The organism is Nocardioides jishulii (genome assembly GCF_006007965.1).
Taxonomy (GTDB): Bacteria; Actinomycetota; Actinomycetes; order Propionibacteriales; family Nocardioidaceae; genus Nocardioides; species Nocardioides jishulii.
Window position 1 is genome coordinate 2,684,794 of record NZ_CP040748.1, and the last position, 19,817, is coordinate 2,704,610.

The 19,817-nt window shown below is 71.2% G+C and carries 18 protein-coding genes; 2 read left to right on the forward strand and 16 right to left on the reverse strand.

The features are described from left to right. Positions 1 to 59: 59 nt before the first annotated feature. The 15 genes from FCL41_RS12730 to FCL41_RS12800 form a co-directional block, all read right to left on the reverse strand. Entirely contained in the window at positions 60 to 1,274 is a 1,215-nt protein-coding gene (locus FCL41_RS12730; protein WP_137065274.1) for an amidohydrolase, read from the reverse strand. Positions 1,275 to 1,355: 81 nt separating this feature from the next. Continuing rightward, entirely contained in the window at positions 1,356 to 2,417 is a 1,062-nt protein-coding gene (locus tag FCL41_RS12735) for a hypothetical protein (protein ID WP_137065273.1), read from the reverse strand. Then, a complete protein-coding gene (locus tag FCL41_RS12740) occupies positions 2,418 to 3,452 on the reverse strand; it encodes a hypothetical protein (RefSeq protein WP_137065272.1) in 1,035 nt (344 codons plus the stop codon). It lies immediately after the preceding gene. A gap of 118 nt (positions 3,453 to 3,570) precedes the next feature. After that, entirely contained in the window at positions 3,571 to 4,638 is a 1,068-nt protein-coding gene (locus tag FCL41_RS12745; protein WP_137065271.1) for a hypothetical protein, read from the reverse strand. Positions 4,639 to 4,658: 20 nt separating this feature from the next. Beyond that, positions 4,659 to 5,252 (reverse strand): hypothetical protein, encoded by a 594-nt coding sequence (locus FCL41_RS12750; protein ID WP_137065270.1) that lies wholly within the window; start codon positions 5,250 to 5,252, stop codon positions 4,659 to 4,661. Between the two features lie 25 nt (positions 5,253 to 5,277). Next, a complete protein-coding gene (locus FCL41_RS12755; RefSeq protein WP_137065269.1) occupies positions 5,278 to 8,043 on the reverse strand; it encodes a bacterial transcriptional activator domain-containing protein in 2,766 nt (921 codons plus the stop codon). Beyond that, positions 8,040 to 8,477: a TadE/TadG family type IV pilus assembly protein gene (locus FCL41_RS12760; RefSeq protein ID WP_137065268.1), complete on the reverse strand. Its 438-nt coding sequence runs from the start codon at positions 8,475 to 8,477 to the stop codon at positions 8,040 to 8,042. The genes FCL41_RS12755 and FCL41_RS12760 overlap by 4 nt, the downstream gene beginning before the upstream one ends. Next, positions 8,474 to 8,905, reverse strand: a complete 432-nt coding sequence (locus FCL41_RS12765) for a TadE/TadG family type IV pilus assembly protein (RefSeq protein ID WP_137065267.1) — start codon at positions 8,903 to 8,905, stop codon at positions 8,474 to 8,476. Before FCL41_RS12765 ends, FCL41_RS12760 begins: the two co-directional genes overlap by 4 nt. Then, entirely contained in the window at positions 8,902 to 9,291 is a 390-nt protein-coding gene (locus FCL41_RS12770) for a TadE/TadG family type IV pilus assembly protein (protein ID WP_137065410.1), read from the reverse strand. The genes FCL41_RS12765 and FCL41_RS12770 overlap by 4 nt, the downstream gene beginning before the upstream one ends. Then, positions 9,291 to 9,488: a Flp family type IVb pilin gene (locus FCL41_RS12775; RefSeq protein WP_137065266.1), complete on the reverse strand. Its 198-nt coding sequence runs from the start codon at positions 9,486 to 9,488 to the stop codon at positions 9,291 to 9,293. The genes FCL41_RS12770 and FCL41_RS12775 overlap by 1 nt, the downstream gene beginning before the upstream one ends. A gap of 49 nt (positions 9,489 to 9,537) precedes the next feature. After that, positions 9,538 to 10,458 carry a type II secretion system F family protein gene (locus FCL41_RS12780; protein ID WP_239021638.1) on the reverse strand — a complete coding sequence of 307 codons (921 nt, stop codon included), beginning with the start codon at positions 10,456 to 10,458 and terminating at the stop codon, positions 9,538 to 9,540. Next, positions 10,458 to 11,330, reverse strand: a complete 873-nt coding sequence (locus tag FCL41_RS12785; RefSeq protein ID WP_137065265.1) for a type II secretion system F family protein — start codon at positions 11,328 to 11,330, stop codon at positions 10,458 to 10,460. The genes FCL41_RS12780 and FCL41_RS12785 overlap by 1 nt, the downstream gene beginning before the upstream one ends. Next, complete coding sequence (locus FCL41_RS12790; RefSeq protein ID WP_137065264.1) at positions 11,327 to 12,643, reverse strand: TadA family conjugal transfer-associated ATPase; 1,317 nt, start codon at positions 12,641 to 12,643, stop codon at positions 11,327 to 11,329. Before FCL41_RS12790 ends, FCL41_RS12785 begins: the two co-directional genes overlap by 4 nt. Further along, the gene (locus FCL41_RS12795) at positions 12,643 to 13,419 is read right to left on the reverse strand and encodes a CpaE/TadZ family protein (protein ID WP_137065263.1); all 777 of its coding nucleotides are present in this window, start codon (positions 13,417 to 13,419) and stop codon (positions 12,643 to 12,645) included. The genes FCL41_RS12790 and FCL41_RS12795 overlap by 1 nt, the downstream gene beginning before the upstream one ends. Next, positions 13,416 to 14,144 (reverse strand): CpaB family protein, encoded by a 729-nt coding sequence (locus tag FCL41_RS12800; protein ID WP_170970200.1) that lies wholly within the window; start codon positions 14,142 to 14,144, stop codon positions 13,416 to 13,418. Before FCL41_RS12800 ends, FCL41_RS12795 begins: the two co-directional genes overlap by 4 nt. A 243-nt stretch (positions 14,145 to 14,387) precedes the next feature. Here FCL41_RS12800 and FCL41_RS12810 point away from each other — a divergent pair, with 243 nt between their 5' ends. Continuing rightward, the gene (locus tag FCL41_RS12810) at positions 14,388 to 14,684 is read left to right on the forward strand and encodes a WXG100 family type VII secretion target (RefSeq protein ID WP_137065261.1); all 297 of its coding nucleotides are present in this window, start codon (positions 14,388 to 14,390) and stop codon (positions 14,682 to 14,684) included. Between the two features lie 108 nt (positions 14,685 to 14,792). Here the strand turns inward: FCL41_RS12810 and FCL41_RS12815 are convergent, their stop codons facing one another. Then, positions 14,793 to 19,169, reverse strand: coding sequence for an FtsK/SpoIIIE domain-containing protein (locus FCL41_RS12815; RefSeq protein WP_137065260.1), 4,377 nt, complete (start codon positions 19,167 to 19,169; stop codon positions 14,793 to 14,795). A 184-nt stretch (positions 19,170 to 19,353) separates the two neighbouring features. Here FCL41_RS12815 and FCL41_RS12820 point away from each other — a divergent pair, with 184 nt between their 5' ends. Further along, positions 19,354 to 19,815, forward strand: coding sequence for a hypothetical protein (locus FCL41_RS12820; protein ID WP_137065259.1), 462 nt, complete (start codon positions 19,354 to 19,356; stop codon positions 19,813 to 19,815). Positions 19,816 to 19,817 lie beyond the last annotated feature (2 nt).

A 19,817-nucleotide genomic window follows, 5' to 3' on the forward strand; every position in this document is an offset into this window, starting at 1 on the left:
GCCACCCGGCGCCGGTCCCGCACCGGCGCCGGGGGCTCCAGCGCGTGCGGGTGGCCTGTCTACGCGTCCGACTCGAGGGACGCTTCCAGTGCCGCTTCGGCGAGCACCCTGGCGCCAATGGCGACGGCACGCTCGTCCACACGCAGGTCGCCCTGGTGCAGGTCGTACGTCGGGCCACCCGGCGTACGCGTGCCAAGGCGGCCCATGGCACCCGGCACCCGGTCGAGGAACCAACCGAAGTCCTCGCCACCGAGGCTCTGGACCGTGGGCACCGCGCCCTCCTGGCCCAGCGCGGTCTCGACGGCGCGGGTCAGGACGAGCGTGGAGAAGTGCTGGTTGACCACGGGCGGAACGCCGCGCTGGTAGGCCACCTCGGCCACGACCCCGTAAGGGCTCACGATCTGGTGGACGATCTCGGAGACGGTGTGCTCGGCCTCGGCCCAGGCCAGGGCGTCGAGCATGCGCACCGTACCGGCGATCACGCCGGTCGCGGGGATCACGTTGGGGGCAGACCCCGCCTCGACCTTGCCCCAGACGACACTGACGCCAGCCCGCGGGTCGAGCCTGCGCGACAGCACGGCGGGCAGTTCGGTGATGAGCTTGCCCAGCGCGAAGGTCAGGTCCTGGGTCAGGTGCGGACGCGAGGTGTGACCGCCCTTGCCGCGCAGCGTCACCTTCAGCATGTCGGCGGCACCCGTCAGCGGTCCTTCGCGCAGGCCCACCTGACCCACGTCCAGGCTGGGGTCGCAGTGCAGGCCGAAGACCTGGGACACGTCGTCGAGCACGCCCTGGGCGATGAGGTCGAGGGCACCGCCCGGCATGACCTCCTCGGCAGGCTGGAACAACAGGCGTACACGGCCGCGCAGCAGCCCGGCGTCCCGCACCGCCGCGAGGGCGTGGCCCGCGCCGAGCAGTGCCGTGGTGTGCACGTCGTGCCCGCAGGCGTGGCTGACGCCGGGCACCGTCGAGCTCCACTCGTCCGTGGTCAGGTCCGTGACCGGAAGGGCATCGAGGTCACCCCTCAGCGCGATGACCGGACCGCTCTCCCCCACCTCCGCGACGAGGCCGCTGCGCGGGAGGCGGCGCACCCTGAGACCAGCCGCCTCGAGACGCTGGGCCACGAGCTCCGTGGTCCTGGTCTCGCGCCAGGACAGCTCCGGGCGTCGGTGGAGGTCGCGTCGGAACTCCAGCAGGTCGGACTCGATCGTTCGGATCACGCCCGCGACGACGGAGCTCGCGTCGAGCGGGGAGGGGTGCAGGGCAGAGGAAGACATCAGCTCCACTCTAGTTGTCACCAGGTCTCCGGGTGCGGGATCGAACCGGGGACCGCGGTGGCACGGTCAATTGGGCAGCCGTCAGTTGACCTCGGTCACGAGGGCCTGCGAGCTGGACACCGGGATGTTGGTGACTGCGCCCAGGGCGCGACCCGGCAGGTCACCGGACTCGCCGGTGTTCGACGTCCACTCGGCCCGCCACTCGCTCCGCGTCCTCACCGGGATCCCCTCGGCACCGGACGTCCTGGTGAACTCCACGGTGCAGGCCTGCGACTCCGGCACGCCGGGGCCCCACGCCTGCGTGGCCATGGCCGACGAGCAGTTCTTGGCGCCGTCGGGCCACGTGACGTGGATGCCGTCGGTCCGCGCCACGACGGTCACGGTCACGTCGCCAGCCGTCGCCTCGACCGTGCGTACGCCCACGGCTTCGGTGTCGTCGACCCAGACCCAGGTGGGGAGGTTGACCATCGCAGCCCCTGCGCGGTGGCGGATCTTCGGGTTCCACTCCAAGGTCGGCTCCTCGAGCCGCATCACGCGGTAGGCGTACTCGGCGAGGACCTCGGGGTCGACCTTGGGCTCTGGCGGGTTTCCGGCAGGGAACCACCGGAGTGTGACCATGACCGGATCGCCGTTGTAGAGCGTGGGGTTCTGGTGGGTGCAGTTGGCCTTCGTCAGGACTTCGGCGCGACCGGCAAGGTCCGTCGGAGCGCCATTCGTCCTCATCGAGTACCACGTGACGTCGTCCCCACGCGTCTCAGCGTCGATGGCCCTGTCGAACTCATCCTCGCCGTCGACCGAGAGCAGGCCCGCGTAGGCGTGCCCGGTGGGGCGGCCGCCGCGTTCGAACCAGTAGTCCTTGACGTCTTCGGGGTCAGTGGCGTCACCGTACGGCGTCCCCGGCCACTCCTCCCACCAGCACAAGGCGGGCGGTCTGGGGAGGGAGAGCGCCAGACCCGGGTCGTAGTCGTACCTGAGGTCCACCGCCACGGCTCGGTAGCCGTCTGACGTGGTCTCGCCCGCGCTGGCGCCCTTCGGGGTGGCCAGGTCAGCGTGGGCCGCTCCGGGGGTGGCCAACGTCAGCGCCAGACCAGCAACCCCAGCGCCGGCACCCAGCCGCCCCAGCCACTGCTTCATGAGTCCCATTCAGTTGACCTCCGTCACGAGGGCCTGGGAGCTGGACACCGGGACGTAGGTGGTCTCGGAGACCGTGCGATCCGGGAACGTGTCCCCCTCGCCGCCTCCGGTCCACGAGGCCGTCCAGGGCACGGTGGCGGTCACCGCGAAGCCGCCCCTCACCTTGTAGGACTCCTTGGAGAAGCTCACCGTGCAGGCCGACGACTCCTCGCGCCCGGGCGAGTACGTCGTGGTGGCTCGGTCGGGGCTGCACACCGCCGACCCCGCCTCGGAACGCACCCGCATCGTGCCGGGCTGGGCAGTGACCGTCACGCTGACGTCCCCGACGCTGGCGGTGACGCTGCGGGTGTCCACCGACTCGGGGTCACGGACCCACATCCAGGTCGGGAGGTTCACCAGGGCCGCGTTGCCCTGGGCGCTGATCTTCGGGTTCCAGTCGAGCTCGGGCCGCACCAGGTTCATGACGGAGTACGCGTACTCCGCCAGCATGCGCACGTCGATCACCGGCTCGGCCGGCGGTGTCTGGAACGGGCCGAAGCGATAGCTCAGCGGGACGTTCCCGACCATCGGTCCACCGGTCATCGTGGTGCAGCCGGAGGCCACGACCTCGTCAGCGGGCATGTTCTGCGGGTTCGTCACCAGCTTGTACCAGGTGACGCCGTCGCCGACTTCGTCCTGCTCGATCGCGTCGTCGAAGGCATCCGGGTAGCGGCTGGCTGCCATGTAGTAGGGCCCTCCGCCTGCGCTGGAGGGACCGTGGGACGCCATGAACCGGAAGAACCAGTCCTTCACCTCGACGGCGTTGTGCGGGTCCGGAGCTTCGAGCTCGGTCCACCAGCACTTGGGCGCCGGGCGTGGGACCCGGGCAGCCAGGCCGACCGAGTAGTCACCGGTGAGCTTGATCGCGTAGGCGTAGTACCCGTCATCCGTCTCGCCCCCACCCGCTGCTCCCTTGGGGGTGGCGAGGTCCGCGTGCGCCGCTCCTGGCGTGGCCAACGTCCACGCCAGGGCTGCGGCTCCCAGCAGTCCGATCCACGTCCTCATGCGTCCCCTCCCACTCACGGCCATCCCACCCGCTCTGCTGACGATCGGTGGCCAGTCTGCCCCGACCGCTCGGATTGCACACCCCTCGGTCGCACGAGTTCAGGAGTCCTTCCCACGGTCAGTTCACTCCGGTCACGATCGACTGCGTGCTGACCACTCGGATCGTGTCCTGGGCAGTGATGGTCCTCGGGTCGAACGTCCCGCCCTCCCCTGTGCTGGCCGTCCACGTGGCACGCCACGTGGTGGAGGCCCGGAGATCGAAGCCATCCCGCAGCCCATGGGACTCGCGGTGGAACCTGACCACGCACGCGTTCTTCTCGTCCCGCCCCGCGGACCACAGGTACCGGCCCCGGTCAGCGGTGCACCGCGCGCCTCCCGCCGGCGACGCGACCTCGAGGCTGTCGGTCGTCGCGCTGACCTCCACCCACAGGTCCGTCCCCCGCACCCTTGCCCGGACGGTGCGCTCCTGGAGTGCCGCAGGCTGCTCGACCCAGACCCACGTCGGAAAATTGACCAGCGTCGCATCGTCGTTGCCCGTCATCCGAGGGTTCCAGTCGAGGGTCGGCAGGACGAGGTCGAGGGCCACGTAGGCGTGACGCGCCAAGGCCTCCATGTCGACGAGCGGCGCCGGGACCTCGTTGACGGGGCGGTAGCGGTAGGCGATCGGGATGGTGGGGAAGCCCGGAGTGTTGGGCGCCGCCTCGGTGCAGCCCTTCGCCAGCAGGTCGCCGACGTAGTCGTCGTCGTCCAGCTGCGCCTGGTCGTACCGGAGCCACCACCAGCGGATGCCCGGCTCGGTCTGGTCCGCGTCGTACGCGCGGTCCAGGGCGTCCAACCCACCGGGCAGCTCGAGCTCCCTGACCATCCGCTGGTCCCACACTGCGTTCGCCTGGTACTCCCGGTACGCGTCGCGCCAGGCTCCGGCATCCGTCGGGTCGGCCGCCAGGTGGGGTCGCGTCCACCAGCACACCGGTGGCGGCTGCGGGACGGCACTGACGCGGGCGGAGTCGTAGTGGCCCTCCCAGTCGATGACGTAGGCGCTGAAACCGCCAGGCGTCTCCTCGCCCCCGGAGTCACCCTCGCCGATGTCGGCGCCCGCCGGGGCCACCGTCGCCAGCAGCGAGGCAGCAAGGAGCGCTGCTGCTGCGCGCGACCTCCGACGCCGCCTCGTCAGTCGCGACGCCATGACTGTCCTCACCTGCCGCCTCACAGGTCACACCGTCCGCTCTCGTAGATCCGGAAGGAGCTGACCCGCCAGCCGGACCCGACCTTCACCAGGACGTCACTGCTCGTACGCCACGGCGCCACCTTCTCCACGGGCACCCCCTCGCCGTCGACCTCGGTGAGCGTGGTGCGGACGCAGCCGGTGACGACGGCCTCGTCGCCCTTCACCTCGACCTCGGTCGCGGCGACGATGAGACCGCCCTGGTGGCGGTGCCCCTGGGAGACCTGCTTCTCGGCGTACTGCAGGGGCCCGTCGTAGGCCTGCTCGACGGCCACCGCACTCCACCGGTCGCGGTCGATCGTCGGGCCGGCGTACATCCGGACCATCTCTTCGTAGAAGCCGAACCACACTTCCACGGCCGCCTCCTCGTCCGGCGAGGAGGCGGCGCTGGATCCGCGCAGCGCCGCGCCGTCCACCGGCTTGTCGCCCTTGGCCGCCACGGGGGTGGGCTCTGCCGTCGGCGTCGACCTCGCGTCGAGGTCGACCTCCTTCTTCGATGAGTCCTCCGCGCAGCCCGCCAGCCCGAGCGTCGCCGCCGCGAGCACCGCTGCGAGTCGGAGTCGCGCCCTGGTCATCGGTTTCCCCATGGTTCCCCGTGCATCAGGCGGTCGCCTCACCGTGCGGGTGGGCCGACGCCCCGGACGGAAGCAGCTCCTCCACCAGCGCCTCGGTCTCCGCGTCGAGAGCCGCCCCGTAGCGCCCGAGCTCCTGACGCATCTCCGCCACGACGGCCGGAGCCCCAGGACCACCCGGGTTCTGCGACTCGGCGACCACGAGGTCGCGCCACAGCACCTGGGAGGCCGGTGCGAGCCTCAGCCCGGCGCGGCACGCGGTGGCGGCACCGGCGGGATCACGCGGCAACGAGAGCTCGACGACCCGGTGCGCGCTGTCGACGACCAGGTCGACGCTCTGACGCTCCAGCCGCGTACGAGGCAGCCAGGCGTAGCGCTGCGACGGGCGACCGGAGAGGAACTCACCGCGGACCAGCTGCAGGGCACGACGCAGGAGCTCGAGCTCCTCGGCGGGCGGAGCGGTCCGGGCTCGCAGCGCCAGGGCGCAGAAGGCGTGCCAGTCGACGGCGACGTCGTCGGCCAGGAGGAGCCGTCCGTCGGCGTCCTCACGCAGCAGGTGGTTGCCGGACGGGTCGGTGCCCAGCCAGTCCCGTACGCGCGCGATCGTGGCGTCGCGCACCTCGGGGGTGACACCCCCCGGCCACACGGAGGCAGCCACCACGCTCGGGTGCACCGGTGCCTGCTGCAGTGCCAGGAAGACGACGACCTCGCTGGCGAGCTGCACGCGAGCCGGGTCCAGCTGGCCAGTGGTACGCGTCGCCAGGTCGCCCAGGACTCCGACGCGCACCGCAGCGGTGGCCCAGTGGTCGTCCTCCCCCGCCCGCGGCGGGCGCGGGACGGCCACCCGGTCACCCGCGTGGACCGGAGCGCTCTCACGAGCCTTGGCGAAGAGCGCGGCGACCTCGTCCTCGGTGTCCGCGGTGATCCGGACCGCCTGGACCTCCAGGTCCAGCAACGGCACCCGCAGCCGTCCGGCGTCGTCGACTTCGAGCGTCCAGCGTGCCCCCTGGACGGGGACGGCGGAGACGACCGCGACACCGCGGTCGTTCTCGCCGGTCAGGTCGGAGAGCAGCTCGACGCTCGCGGCGGTCGGAGCCTCGCCGAGGACCAGGTAGTGGGCGGTCTCGCCGTCGGAGCGGCGCAGTCGTCCGCTCAGCACGTCGTGGGCAGGACGGTGGCGACGCCGGCCCGACCAGCTCGCCAGGAGGCCGTCGACGTCGTCGACCACCCGCATCTGCTCCCCGGCAATCTGTGCCGCGGCGGGCGAGAGGCGGTAGCCGTGGGCCACCTGGTCGTCCGACCACGGGGAGAAGGCGAGCTGCACCGCCAGTGCCGAGGCGACCTCACGGGCCACCGCGTCGGAGCCCGAGAGGCTCACCAGACCACCGAGGGCCTCGAGGTCGAGCAGCACGTCGCGGCCCTCGTCGTCACGGCCCAGGCAGACCAGGGCCGGGTAGGGCGCCGGGCCGTCCTCGACCGGGAGGTCGACGTCGGCCGCCAGCGTCCAACGGGCACCGTCGTCCTGCACGGTCCACGGGAGCGGCGCGGTCTCGACACGGGGAGCGAGATGCAGCTCGACCGCCTCGGAGGACACGGTGACCGCGTAGACCTGTGGCAGCTGGACGCGCTCGGTGCGGCAGAGCTCAGCCAGACCGCGCAGGGCCAGGTCGAGGCGGCGGGCACGCTCCTCGTCGGCGCCGATGCGCAGCTGCACCTCGGCCTCGAGCTCCTCCGTGGTGTTCGCCAGCCCGCGACGGCGGCGGCGTTCGGCCAGCAGCGCTCCGAGCAGGGCGGCAGCGAGCAGTCCTCCCGTGGCCAGGGAGGTCATCGGAGCCTCCTGGAGGGGGCCGCCCTCGTCGGCCGGCGGAGCAGGCGCCTCCTCCGTCGGCGGAGCAGGAGTCGCCGGCGCGGGGGTGTCGGCGGCGGCCTGGACGCGGGTCACGTTGCGCGCGTCCTCGGGCATGATCAGCACCCATCCCGGTTGGATGAGCCGACCGAGGACGAGCTGCTTGCCGTCGGGCTGGACCCGGCCCTTGTTGAGCTCGTAGATCTCCTTCCAGCGGCGACCGTCGCCCATGGTCCGCTCGGCGATGTCCCACAGGTTGTCGTGGTACGCGCCGTCAGGCGGCTGCACGATGGCGACCTTGCGGCCGATGACGTCCGTCATCTCGCTGGGCACACCCGGCACGTGGACCATGCGCAGCGTCGGCCCGTCGTTCCCCTGCCCGCCGTCTGCCTCGGCGTCGGCGTCGGCGTCGGCCTTGTTCCCCGACTCGACGACGTCCTGCACGGACGCCTCGTCCACGCTGCCGGCCTCGACGGTCTGCACCACCGGGGCGGTGCGCTCGGGCGCCGGCGCTGCGACCGCGCTGGCCGCCCCCGAGGAGGCGAGGAAGGACGTACCGACCAGGAAGGTGCCGACGAGCGCACGTGCCAGGGCCTGGCTGCGACCCGACAGCGGGACCGGCTGCGGCAGCCCGCGGTCGGAAACGAAGCTGTTGACCTCGATGACCGTGCAGACGACGAACTGCAGCCAGGCCAGCCACAGGACCGCGAGGAGCACCGAGAAGAGGGCGTCGAGGCTGATCGGTTCCGTGAGCTGCTCACGGGTGGGGAGCCCGGTCGGGATCGGTGGCCTCGCGCCGAGGAACCACAGCGCGGCCGGGACCCCCACCACGAGGGCGAGGAGTGCCAGGCCGGCCGCCAGGGCCTTGCCCATGGAGGGCCGCTCGGGCGGCGCCGTGGCCAGGGCGAAACGCTCGGGACCGCGGGTTCGGGAATCAGTGGGAGTCATCGTGTCACTGCCTGGGAGGTTGCGGAGGCGCCGATGTCGAAGGTGTCGACACCGATCAGGTTCAACATCTGTGCGTCGACCGTGTCACGGGCCTCGACGGTGATCTGGCCGCCGTCCACGTCGACGCGCACGGAGGGGTAGCCGAAGGAGCTGATGAAGTCCTGGGCACGCGCTTCGGCGGCGGGTCCGTCCAGCCGCACCTCGCCGGTGGCCCGCAGGTGCGCGACGTCGATCTGCTGGGCACCCGCACGGGCCGCCTGCTCGACGTTGTCGGCGACGCGCATGCGGGCGTTCATCGCTCGTCCGCCGTCCAGGACCAGCCCCGCGCAGACCAGGAGGGTGATCGCCATGCCGAGCACGAAGACGGTGGCGTTGCCTCGCTCGTCGCGGCGCCGCGACGGGCGCCAGCGGTGCAGGCGCTGTGAGGGCTTCATCGGTAGCTCCTGTAGGGGTCGAGCGGGACTGCGCTCTCGGCCTCGATGACCTTGTGACCACTGACGCCGAGCAACCCCAGGCCCTGGTAGGAGACCTTGCAGCGCAGGCGTACGACGAGCGTCGCCCCGGCCTGGAAGGTCGGTGACATCGACGGGGGGTCACAGGTGGTCTGCGCGTCGAGGGACTTGTCGACGACATCCTTGGCCGCCACCACCGCCTCGGCACGCGACGGCTGGAGCGAGGCCGCTCGGGCAGCGTCGCGGGCGGCGCCGTCGATGTCGCCCTGGACCGTCACGAAGCGTCCGAAGAGGACGATGAGCATCACGAACATCATCAGGATCGGGGCGAGGATCACCAGCTCCACGGCCATGGACCCGCGCTCGTCGTGGCTCCCTCGTGCGGCCGGGGTGCTGACTGATGACCTCACGACGCCTCCACGAAACGCTCCACCGGCGCCTCGACCTTCTGCGTGATCTCCGGGACCCAGGGCAGGATCTTCAGGGACTGACCCGTGACCACGACCTGCACCCGGTCCTCGTCGACGGCACGGACCACGATCCTGTGGTCGTCGAGCACGCCCTTGCCGACCTGGTCGACGTAGACCTGACCTCGGGCCTTCGCCGCGTTGACGTCCCCCGTCACGCGCATGACTCGCGCCGTCTCCCGGGCCACCGAGCTCGCGGCCTGACGCCCGAGGTGGTACATGGAGAACTGCACGGCGAGGAGGATCATCAGCATCAGGAGCGGCATGTAGATCACCAGCTCCACCGAGGAGACTCCCCGCTCGTCACGGGCACGACGGAGGCGATCCATCACGGGTCGAGCTGCAGGTTGTTGGCCTTGCCCTCCAGACGGCTGCGCAGGATCCCGTAGATGGAGAAGGCGATCAGGGCCACGAGACCCGAGATCACGACCCACTCCACGGCGCTCACGCCGCGCTCGTCCTTGCGCGCTGCCGCCAGCCGGCCGTTCAGCATGATGACCAAGAACTGGATGTGCTGACTCGTCATTGCAGTTTCCTCCGTTGGGTGACACTTGCTGGGCCTTCGACATGGCGGCTCACACGAGCACCATGGCGAGGGCTGGATAGATCAGGAAGAGCAGGAACCCGACGCACATCAGCAGCTGCGCCACGAGCATCGACTGGGACTTGGCGGCCGCCCGGCCCTCCGCGTCGGCCAGCTCCTTGGAGCGCATCGAGGCCGCGCGCGCGGCGAGCGACTCGCGCACCTTGGCGCCGTCCTCGGCGACCAGCGCCAGGGAGGCCGCGAGGTCGCGCAGCTCGTCGAGGTCGATCTCGTCGCCGAGCTCGCCGAGCGCCGCCCAGGGCGTGACGCCCTGGAGCTTGGCTGCCTCGAGGGTGTCGCGGATGCGGACCATGGCCTCGCTGTCCGAGATCGACGCCGCCGCCTGGAGCGCCTCGGGGACCCCGCGGCCACCGGCCAGGTTCATCGCCACGAGGTCGAGGAAGGCACTGAGCATGTGCCGGAAGGCGCGGAGCCGCTCGGCGGCCTGCGTACGCAGCTGCGAGGACGGCACCATCGCGCCCACGACCGCGCCGAGCACCATGCCCCACAGCGGGACGATCGGTGCGACCACGCCCAGGAAGGCCATCGGCACCACGACGAAGACCGGCCACAGGAACCCCAGCAGCGCCCCGCCCACCGTGCGGGCCAGGAACATCTCCCGCGACATGCCGACCAGTCCCAGCTGGACGGTCAACGACTTGGGCAGACGGATCCCCCGGCTGTCGAGCGCCTCGGCGAGGTCCGAACCGATCTTGCGCATCCGCGCCGACTCGCCCTGGTGGCGACGGTCCGCGGTGAGGGTGGCCGTACGCCTGCCCCGGCGCAGCTGCTCGTCGAAGCGCGCCAGGCCCACGGGGCCAGTGGTCGGCGGCTGGGCGACCAGCACGGCCGCCAGCATGACGCCGCCCCCGGCGACGGCCCCGGCGAGCATCACCCACATCTCGAGCATCATCAGGCGGCCCTCCGGCTCTCGAGGGTGCGCAGGAAGCGCTCGGGCGCCTCGAACTGGGAGAGTCGGCGGAGCCAGAAGATGCCGGCGCCGAAGAAGAAGAGGATGACCACGAGCATGACCTGACCGAACGGGGTGCCGTAGGGCTCGACGTACGAGGGGTTGAGCAGCCGCAGACCGAGGACGAACGCGACCGTCACACCGACGACGATCTGGACGCTGCGCTGTGTCGCGCGGCGGCCGGCGTTGACACGCTGGCGCATCTCGAGCTCTTCACGCGCCGCGTGCGCCAGCGAGGTGAGCACCTGCCGCAGGCCCGGCCCGCGCAGCCGCGAGTTGAGGATCAGGGCAGCGATGATGAGGTCGGCGCCGGCGTCGTCCATGTCGTCGGCGAAGCGCTGGAGCGCCTCCGGCAGGGGCACCCGCACGCGCAGACGGTCGGAGAGCGCCAGGAGCTGGGGGCGGATCGAGTCGGCGGCTGCGTGGGCCGTGGCCGGGATCGCCTGCTCGAGACCGATGGCTCCGGCCACCGTGTCACGCAACGACTCGGTCCAGGTGGCGAGGCCCTCCAGGCGCGCCAGCCCTGCCCGCTCCGTCCGCGAGCTGCCGAAGAGCTTGTTCCAGAAGACGACGAGGGCGGCGACCGCGACGGCGGCGACCACCCAGCGCGTCAGCACCAGGATCAGCACCCCTGCACCGATCCCCAACGGCAGCCGACGCCCCAGGGCCGCCAGCCGCTCGGTCAGGCTCGGGCCGCCCCCCTTGACGGAACGCTGCACCGGCGCCGGAGACATGGACTGCACCAGCAGGAGAAGTCCCACGCCCACGACCGCCCCGAGCAGGACGACCATCAGGAGGGTCGGGCTGGTGGTCATCCTGCGTGCTCCACCCAGCTGGGGGCCGCACCCGGCACGTAACCGACGGCCTCGAGGTCGGCCATGCACGAGATCTGGGCTGCAGATTCGGCGTATCCGTGCGGTCCCATCGCGAAGACCTCGCTCGAGAGAACGCGGCCGTCGACCCCGTTGACCTCGCGCACCGAGGTGACCATGCGACGCAGGGAACCACCGGTGGCGAAGTTGTTGACGCGCTCGACGAAGATGACGAAGTCGATCGCACCGCCGATGAGCATGTTCGTCGCCTCGGCCGGGAGACGCTCCTTGCTCTGGATGGCGTAGGTGCCGATGCGGTTGAAGACCTCGGCCGACGAGTTCGCGTGGATGGTCGAGAGCGAGCCGTCGTTGCCCTGGCTCATGGCGTTGAGCATCGTGACGATCTCGTCACCCAGCACCTCACCCACGATCACCCGGCTCGGGTTCATGCGCAGGGAACGACGCACCAGCTCGGCCATCGGGATGGCGCCAGCGCCCTCGGTGTTGGGCAGCCGCTCCTCGAAGGCCACGACGTTGGGGTGGAGCTCGGGGAACTCCCCCAGACCGAGCTCCAGGGCGCGTTCGACGGTGATGAGTCGCTCGTCGGGCTCGATCTCGTTGGCCATGGCCCGCAGCAGGGTGGTCTTTCCGGCGTTCGTGGCACCGGCGATCATCATGTTCTTGCGCGCTCGCACGGCCGCCGACAGGAAGGCCGCCAGCTCGGGCGACATCGTGCCGTAGCCCACGAGGTCCTCCAGGTGCACCTTCGAGAGGCGCGCCCGTCGGATCGACAGCGACGGCCGCGGGCAGACGCCCATGACCGCGGAGAGGCGGGACCCGTCCGGGAGACGCAGGTCGAGCTGCGGGTTGGAGGTGTCGAAGGGCCGGCTCGTCAGGCCGCTGTAGGCACCCAGGGTCTGGACCAGCTCGACCAGCTCCTCGTCGGTGTCGGCCACCGGCTCGCCGCGGACCTCACGGCCGTCGGAGTAGCCGATGAAGACGTTGTCGCACCCGTTGATGTCGATGTTCTCGACCTCCGGGTCGTCGAGCAGGGGCTGCAGACGGCCGACGCCGAAGAGGGCCGCGTGCACGCCCTCGGCGAGCTGGAACTCCTCCTCCGCCGTCATCGGGGAGCGGCCGCTGCTCACCTCCTCGCGGGCATAGCGGTCGAGGACGCGGTTGACGACCGCGCGCGCGAACTGGCGCTCGTCCTCGGCCGACATGGGGGCGAGGCCGTTGGCGGCGTCCTCCCGGCGCTGGCGGGCCAGCAGGTCGGCGACCTCCTCACGGAGGCGGCGTACGAGTGACTGGTCCATCAGACGCTCCCGGCACGATCAGGCGTGGACACCGAGGCGACGCGCTGGGCGACGACCTTGGCCGACCGGGCGAGCAGCGACTTGGCCGGATTGCCCACGCGGGTCGAGGAGAAGACCTGGGCAGCCTTCGGGTCGTGGGCGACGATGCCGACGACCTCGCCACCGATGCCCTCCGCCTCGAGGAGCTGCTGCAGGTGGGGTGCCGAGTCACGGTCGCGGTACGACGTCGCGACGGCGATGAGCACCGGGGTGCCGTCACCGTCGCCGGGGCGCAGCGACGAACGCAGCTGGAGCAGACGGCTGCGCAGGTGGGCGACGCCCTCGATGTCGGGGCGTACGACGAAGAGCATCGCGTCAGCCCTCAGGGCGACGGGGAGTGACGCGGAGCCGGCCGTCACGCGACCGCAGTCGATGAGGACGTCTGTGTCGTGCGCTGCCAGCAGGCTCGGCAGCTGGGTCCACACCGAACCGATGCCGGTCAACTGGTCCTGCGAGGTGATGCCCACCAGCACGGGGGTGCCGACCGCGGTCTCCTGGAGGTGCTCCCCCAGCGTCGTCTCATCGGCGTCACGCCGGGCCGCGGCCGCCAGCGACAGCAGGCCACGGTCGGGGTCGAGCGGTTCTCCGTCCACGCCACGGCAGCGCCAGAGCAGGTCGCCACCGGCCGGATCGGCATCGACGAGGGCCACCGGGCGCGGCCACACCGCGGCCAGGGCCTGCGCCGCCATGGTGGTCCCGGGCGCACCCTTGGCCGAGCAGACGGCGACGACGCTCATCGGCCGACCTGCAGCTCGACGTTGGTGCCGAGTCCACGCTGGAGCAGGGCGACACCCGCCGAGTCGGAGCCAGCGGCGTTGACCACGTCGGCTGCCGCCTCCCTCGGCACGAGCAGGCTCAGCGAACCACCGCCGCCGCCGAGGTCCTCGTCGGAGCCCCGGTGGACGTCGAGGACCAACGCCTCGGTGATCGCGATGCTCGGCCCTCCTGTGTCGCCGCGCGCGACGCTGAACACCTTGATCAGGTCGCCACTGCGCAGGTCCTCCCGCGGCGTCAGGTCGGCCGTCAGCGGCACGGACACGATGGCCCTGGCCGCCCCGATCGGCTCCTCCTTCGTCAGCACGTTCTCGTCGAAGAGCGAGTCCTCGCGGATCTGCACACGCGCGTACGTGTCGCCGTCGAGGATCTGCGACGCCAGGTCCGACGGGATGAGGCGCAACCCCTCGCTCGCCACGTTGACCTCGCGCACGTGCGCCGCGGTGATGAGCGTGCCGGGCGCGATGTCGACGGATGCTGCCAGCACCGGCTGGCGGGCATCCATGCGCACGGCGAGCAGGCCGGCGGCCAGCGCACCCCCCACGATCAGCGCCACGGCCAGCGCGGCCAGGCCGGTCCGGCGCTGGCGCGGTGGCTCGACCGTCTTGGTCGCGACCTTCGACGACTCCCGTCGGTCATTGCGTGCCCGCTGGCGATCCGCCACGCTGGCACCGTTCATCGAACTCACAGTCAATCCCCCTCAGGAGTCAGGGGCCCCCCGGCCCCTGACCACAGATTCCCAAAAGTAGCGACACCAAACCTGCCAAAACTTACCGTCCGAAGAGCAAGACGATGTTTGAGATGCGTCACAACGCGGCAAGGTGGAGGCTGGTTGCACCCGACGCAAGGGGTACCACGCGCGCCGATCGGCGGGCGAGGAGCGTCCGGCGCGGTTGGGACCGTCACTGACACTCTGACGAAGGAGCCACCAATGGCCACTGGAGACCACCGGATCGATCCGCAGGAGATCCGAACCACCGCCAGCACCATCCGCAAGATGGTCAGCGACCTCGAGTCCAGCAAGAAGACCCTGGACAAGGCCGCCACTGACCTCACCGGCGCCGGCGCCGGCGGATGGAGCACCCCGAAGGCGTCGAAGAAGTTCGACACCCAGTGGAACGAGTGGAGCGACGGTCTCCGGAAGCTGCTCGAGGTCGGCCCCGACTTCGCGAAGTGGCTGGACAACTACGCCAGCGACGCCGAGAACTTCGACCAGCACTACTCCTGAGCGAGAGTTCCTCAGCAGCTGAACGCCACAGGGCGGTGTCCTCCGAGAGGACACCGCCCTGTGGCGCTTTTCTTGATTCCCGTGATCCGGGATTCCCGTGAACGCCCCTCAGCCGCGGATCGGCACCTGGGCCACGGTCACGTCGCCCGAGGACTCGACCACGAGGCCGCGCCCCGGATGGATCTTGGAGAGCATGAGGCTGCGCGACAACCTGGTGTCGAAGAGGTCGCCGTCGGAAGGGCTGGAGGGCGACAGCAGCAGGCCCTGCCGGGACTTGCGGGCGTCCGCGACCCAGCCGCTGTAGCCGGACCCCAGGTTGTGGACGTCGCCGGCCGCGACGACCCGCCACCCGTTCGCCCGGGCGCGACCCACGACCTCGTCGAGGGCGTCGTCGACGTCGCCACTGCGCAGCAGGTCGCTGTCGTCGATGACCAGCACTCCCCCGGGCGGCAGGGTCGAGACCCAGTCGATGATCTCGTCCTCGCTCTGCGACCCGTCGATGACGAGGGCGGCGTCGCCCATCTCGTGGGCGAGCGCGTTGCGCGTGCCACAGACGGCCTTGACCTCCAGGCCGGCTGACCTGCTGGCGGCCGCCACGAAGCGCAGCGACGTGGTCTTGCCCGACCTCGGCGGCCCGGCGACCAGGGCGGTCGCTGCACCGCTGAGGTCCACCCCGACGAGGCCGAGGTCGTCACCTCCGATGCCGAGCGGGATCCAGCCGGCGGCGATGCGGTCGGCGGCGCGAGCCACCAGGTCGTCGATCTCGGCGTCCCAGTCTGCGGTGCTGGGCATCTCCTTGAGTGAGAACGGGCGCTGCACAGGACTGGCGTCGCTGTCACGCTCGCGGTGGCGCTCCGCGATCTCCCGCAGTGCGGTGTTCTGACCCGCACCCGAGACGTCGTCGCAGAGCAGCGCGACCTGACGCTCGAGCACCGGGTCCGGGGTCAGCGCCCGGCCGTCCGGCATCTCGTCCGGGACGTACTTGGTCTGGATGCCGACGCTGCTGTACTCGCCACGGTCCGGCATCCGCAGCACCAGCTTGTCCTCGACCAGTGACGACATACGGCCGGAGGTGAGGGTGCGGTCGCCCGACACCGCTGCGTAGACACCCACGGCGGGACCGTCGCGCAGCAGGTTCTGCACCTGCTCGGCCATCCGTCCGCCGTCGACCTCACCCAAAGTGGCCATGAAGCCGTCCCAACGGTCCAGCAGGAGCAGCACGTAGGGCGGGCGCTCGTGCGCAGGGAGGCTGGCGCGCAGCTCGGCGAGGTCGGAGACTCCGGCGCGACCCATCGTGGTCTGCCGTTCCTCCACGACCTCGGTGATCTTGTCGAGCAGGCGGCTCGCCCGGCTCGTCTGCGAGCGGGTGACCACGGCACCGGTGTGGGCGAGGGCCTGCAGGCCCAACAGGGCTCCGTTGCCGCAGTCCAGCCCGTAGATGTTGAGGTCCGAGACGGGCACCTTGTCGGCCAGGGCTCCGGCCAGCGTCCGCAGCGCCGTCGACCGCCCACTGCGCGGTCCGCCGATGACGTAGAGCGAGCCGCTGCGCCCGAGCTGGAAGGTGTCGGGACGCTGCGCCTGCTCGGCCGGCACGTCGACCAGTCCCCACGCGGCCGGCGGCGGGAGGTGGCCCTGGAGGTGCGGCACGTCGGGCAGGTCCGCCAGCGTGATGGCAGTGGGCAGCGCGTCGAGCCAGGGTCGGTGCGACGGCGGGATGCCGAGTGAGTCGTTGAGCGCGTTGACCGCCTCCACGAGCGCGGACAGGTCGGTGTCCGCCTCATCGGTCTCCTCGCCCTTCACCTTGGGACGTTGGGGCATCGGAAGCCCCAGCTGGTCCCAGGTGATCGGCCAGGCGAGTGCCTCGACCGCGATCTTCTCCACCGCTCCCCGGGCGGGGCTGCGGCCACCCACCCGGCCCGACTGGAACGGCATCAGCGTCGAGGCGCCCGTGCGTACGAAGGCGCGGCCGGGCTGGTTCTTGCCGATCAGCGCCGCGTCGGGCGCGTCGATGATGTCGCTGGAGTCGTTCTGGTCGGTGACGCGGAGCGAGATGCGCAGGTTGGTGTTGGCCTTGATGTCCGGTGTCACCACGCCGCTGGGACGTTGGGTCGCGAGCACGAGGTGGATGCCCAGCGAGCGTCCTCGCTGGGCGATGGAGACCAGGCCCGTGATGAAGTCGGGCAGCTCGGCCACCATCGAGGCGAACTCGTCGATGACGAGGACCAGGCGTGGGATCGAGGGCAGCTCGGGCTGCTTGCGGCGCAGGGCCCAGTAGTCCTCGAGGTCCTTGGCGCCGGGCCCCGCGAGCAGGTGCTCACGTCGGTGCAGCTCGGCGGCCAGCGAGACCAGCGCGCGCCCGACGAGGTGGGTGTCGAGGTCGGTGACCATGCCGACCGTGTGCGGCAGCTTCGCGCAGTCCTTGAAGGCCGACCCGCCCTTGTAGTCGACCAGCACGAACGTCATGTCGTCCGGACGGTTGGCCACGGCGAGGGAGGCGACGAGCGTCTGCAGCAGTTCCGACTTTCCGGAACCGGTCGTTCCGGCCACCAGGGCGTGCGGACCGTCGCGGCGCAGGTCGAGCCGGAACGGGCCGTCGTACCCGGCCCCGAGGATGACGTCGGTGGTCGGGCTGCCCCGCCACCGCTGGGCGATCCCCTCGGGGGTCGGCGGGTCCAGGTCGATCTCCTCCAGCAGGCGGGAGGAGGAGGGAAGACCGGCCGACTCCTCGCTGGGCGTGGTGTCACGCAGCGGCGCCAGGCAGCGGGCCACGGTCTCGCACCACCCGGGCTCGACGAGGTCGGGGACGACGTCGGTGGTGTCCTCGGCCGAGGTCTCGTGGATGGTGAGGCGCCCCATGTGCAGCGACAGGATCGCCTTGCACTCGGCGGGCAGCTGACGGACCTGCTCGTCGAGGCAGATCACCCGTACCCCCACCTTGGGGCCGCGACGCAGGAGCTCGACGACGGCGGGCAGCGTACGCAGACGACGTGCCCCGTCGAGCAGGACGACGTGGTCCTGCCCCAAGCGGCTCTCGCCGCGGGCGGCCTCACGGGCCTCGATCACCTGGAGCAGCTCGTTGAGCCGGCGTCCGACCGACTCCTGCCGTGCCCCGATCGAGATGCCGACCCCGTCGGCCTCGTCTCGCAGGTGCGGGAGCCAGCGCAGCCACTCCCAGTCGGTGTGCCCCTCGGGGTCGCTCAGCGCCACGATGCGTACGTCCTTGGGGCTGTGCAGGAGCGCCACCTGACCCAGGAGCCACTGCGCCATCGGCACGGCGCTCTCGGGCTCGCCGGCGACTCCGATGACCCCGAGCTGGGCCAGGCCCAGCCACGTCGGCACGCCGATGAGCGGATCGACCTCGGGGGGCTCGAGCGACTTGTCGCGCCGCTCCTCCTCGATGGTCACCTCGGGCTCCATGTCGGTGAGCCCGACCCGCAGGCGCAGGTGGTCGGCGTCCTCCGGACGCCGCTCCCACAGGCGCTCGCCGGGGCCGATGGCCTGGGCGAGCAGGGTCGCCGGGTCGGGAAGGGCGACGCGTCGCTCCTCCCGCTCGAGCAGACGCGCCTTCTCGACACGGGCGAGGAGGTTCTCCTTCTTCTCCTCGTACTCCCGGACGTTCTCCTCGTACTCCTTGCGGTTGGTGATCTTGTCGCTGATGTAGTTGGCCATGGCCAGCAGCGGAGACATCAGGCCGAAGAGCAGGTAGCGCATGTTGTCGAGGATCAGCGCCATCGGGACCGCCATCACCGCGGGCGCCAGCACCATCACCCACGGGAAGGGACGGCCGCGGTGCTGAGTCGGTTCGGGAGGCATGTGGAAGGTGCGCTCACGCGGCGGCGGGGCGATGCGCGGCGGACGGTTGTAGTCGACGACGGCCTCGGAGGGGTTCACGGTGACTTCGGCGAGCCCCTCCCCCAGCTCGGTGCGGGCCAGCACCGTGTCGCCGACGAAGAGGTAGGCCCCGACCGGCCACTCGCGGGTCTCGGTGGCCTCGACCTCCTCGTCCTCCAGCTTCGCCGCGACGCCGTCCGCAGCCCGGACGGTGACGCCACCGTCGGGGGTCACCTCGAGCGTGAGCGCGTCCGGTGGAAGCCGCAGGTCAGGCAGCGACCAGTCCGGTCCACCGCACCCGATGGTGCTGCTGCCCAGGGGCAGGCGGTGGACGCGTCCGGCTCCGGGTCCGGAGACGACGCGCAGCTCGGCCACGCCCTGCGGCACGGAGCGCGCGATGCGGTCGGTGGCCTCGTAGAGCGCGACGACGGCGCCCGGTCGTACGCCCGCCTCACCTGCCGGGGTGGCGGAGTCGACGCGACGACCGTCGACCCACACCGCGACCCGAGCGGCGAACTCGGGGTGCATCTTCTCGCCGAGGAGCGCCAGCAGCGCAGGGACCAGGTCGGCCACCGGCGCAGCGAGGTCACCGTCGACGAGTGCGTCGACCGACCGGTCGTTCCTGCCGTCGACGAGCGTCAGACTCAGCCTCACGTGCCACTCCCCTCCCGTGGTGGTCGTGGCAAGTATGCCTGTGCGGGGACCGCGGATCGTCCGCAGAGGGTCGTCTCATCAGGCGCACTCGACCCGTCGCCTGCTTCAATGCACGGCAAGGTGGGCGCCTGACCCAGGCGGCCGCTCGGGTGGGAAGCATGGACGAGCACCGAAGGAGAACATCGTGGGACGCCTCCTCCGTACGTCTGCGCTCGTCCTCGCTCTCACGGCGGTGACGGCGTGTGCGTCCCAGAACGACCCCCGGACCGAGAAGGAGAGCGACGTGAAGCCGGAGCAGGCACTGAACCGGATGGCCGAGGCCTTCGCCGAGATCCTGGCCGTGGCCGCCCCCGACGCCGACGCGGGTCTGGCGGAACCTGACCTCATCCCGTGCGGCGGGCTGGGCGGCAACGAACGCACCAAGGTCAAGTACCGGCTCGAGAGCGCCGACGGCGTCACGGTCGCCGACCCCGCCGCAGCCCTCGCCGCGGCGGAGGAACGGGCGCGCGAGCTCGGCCTGGAGACCGAGGTGCAGGGCGACACGCTCAACTTCCACGACGAGACCTTCTCGGCCACCCTGGTCTCACGCCCCGACCAGGTCCTCGCCTTCGGCGAGACGCCCTGCGTGGACAACCCCGACCGCTGACG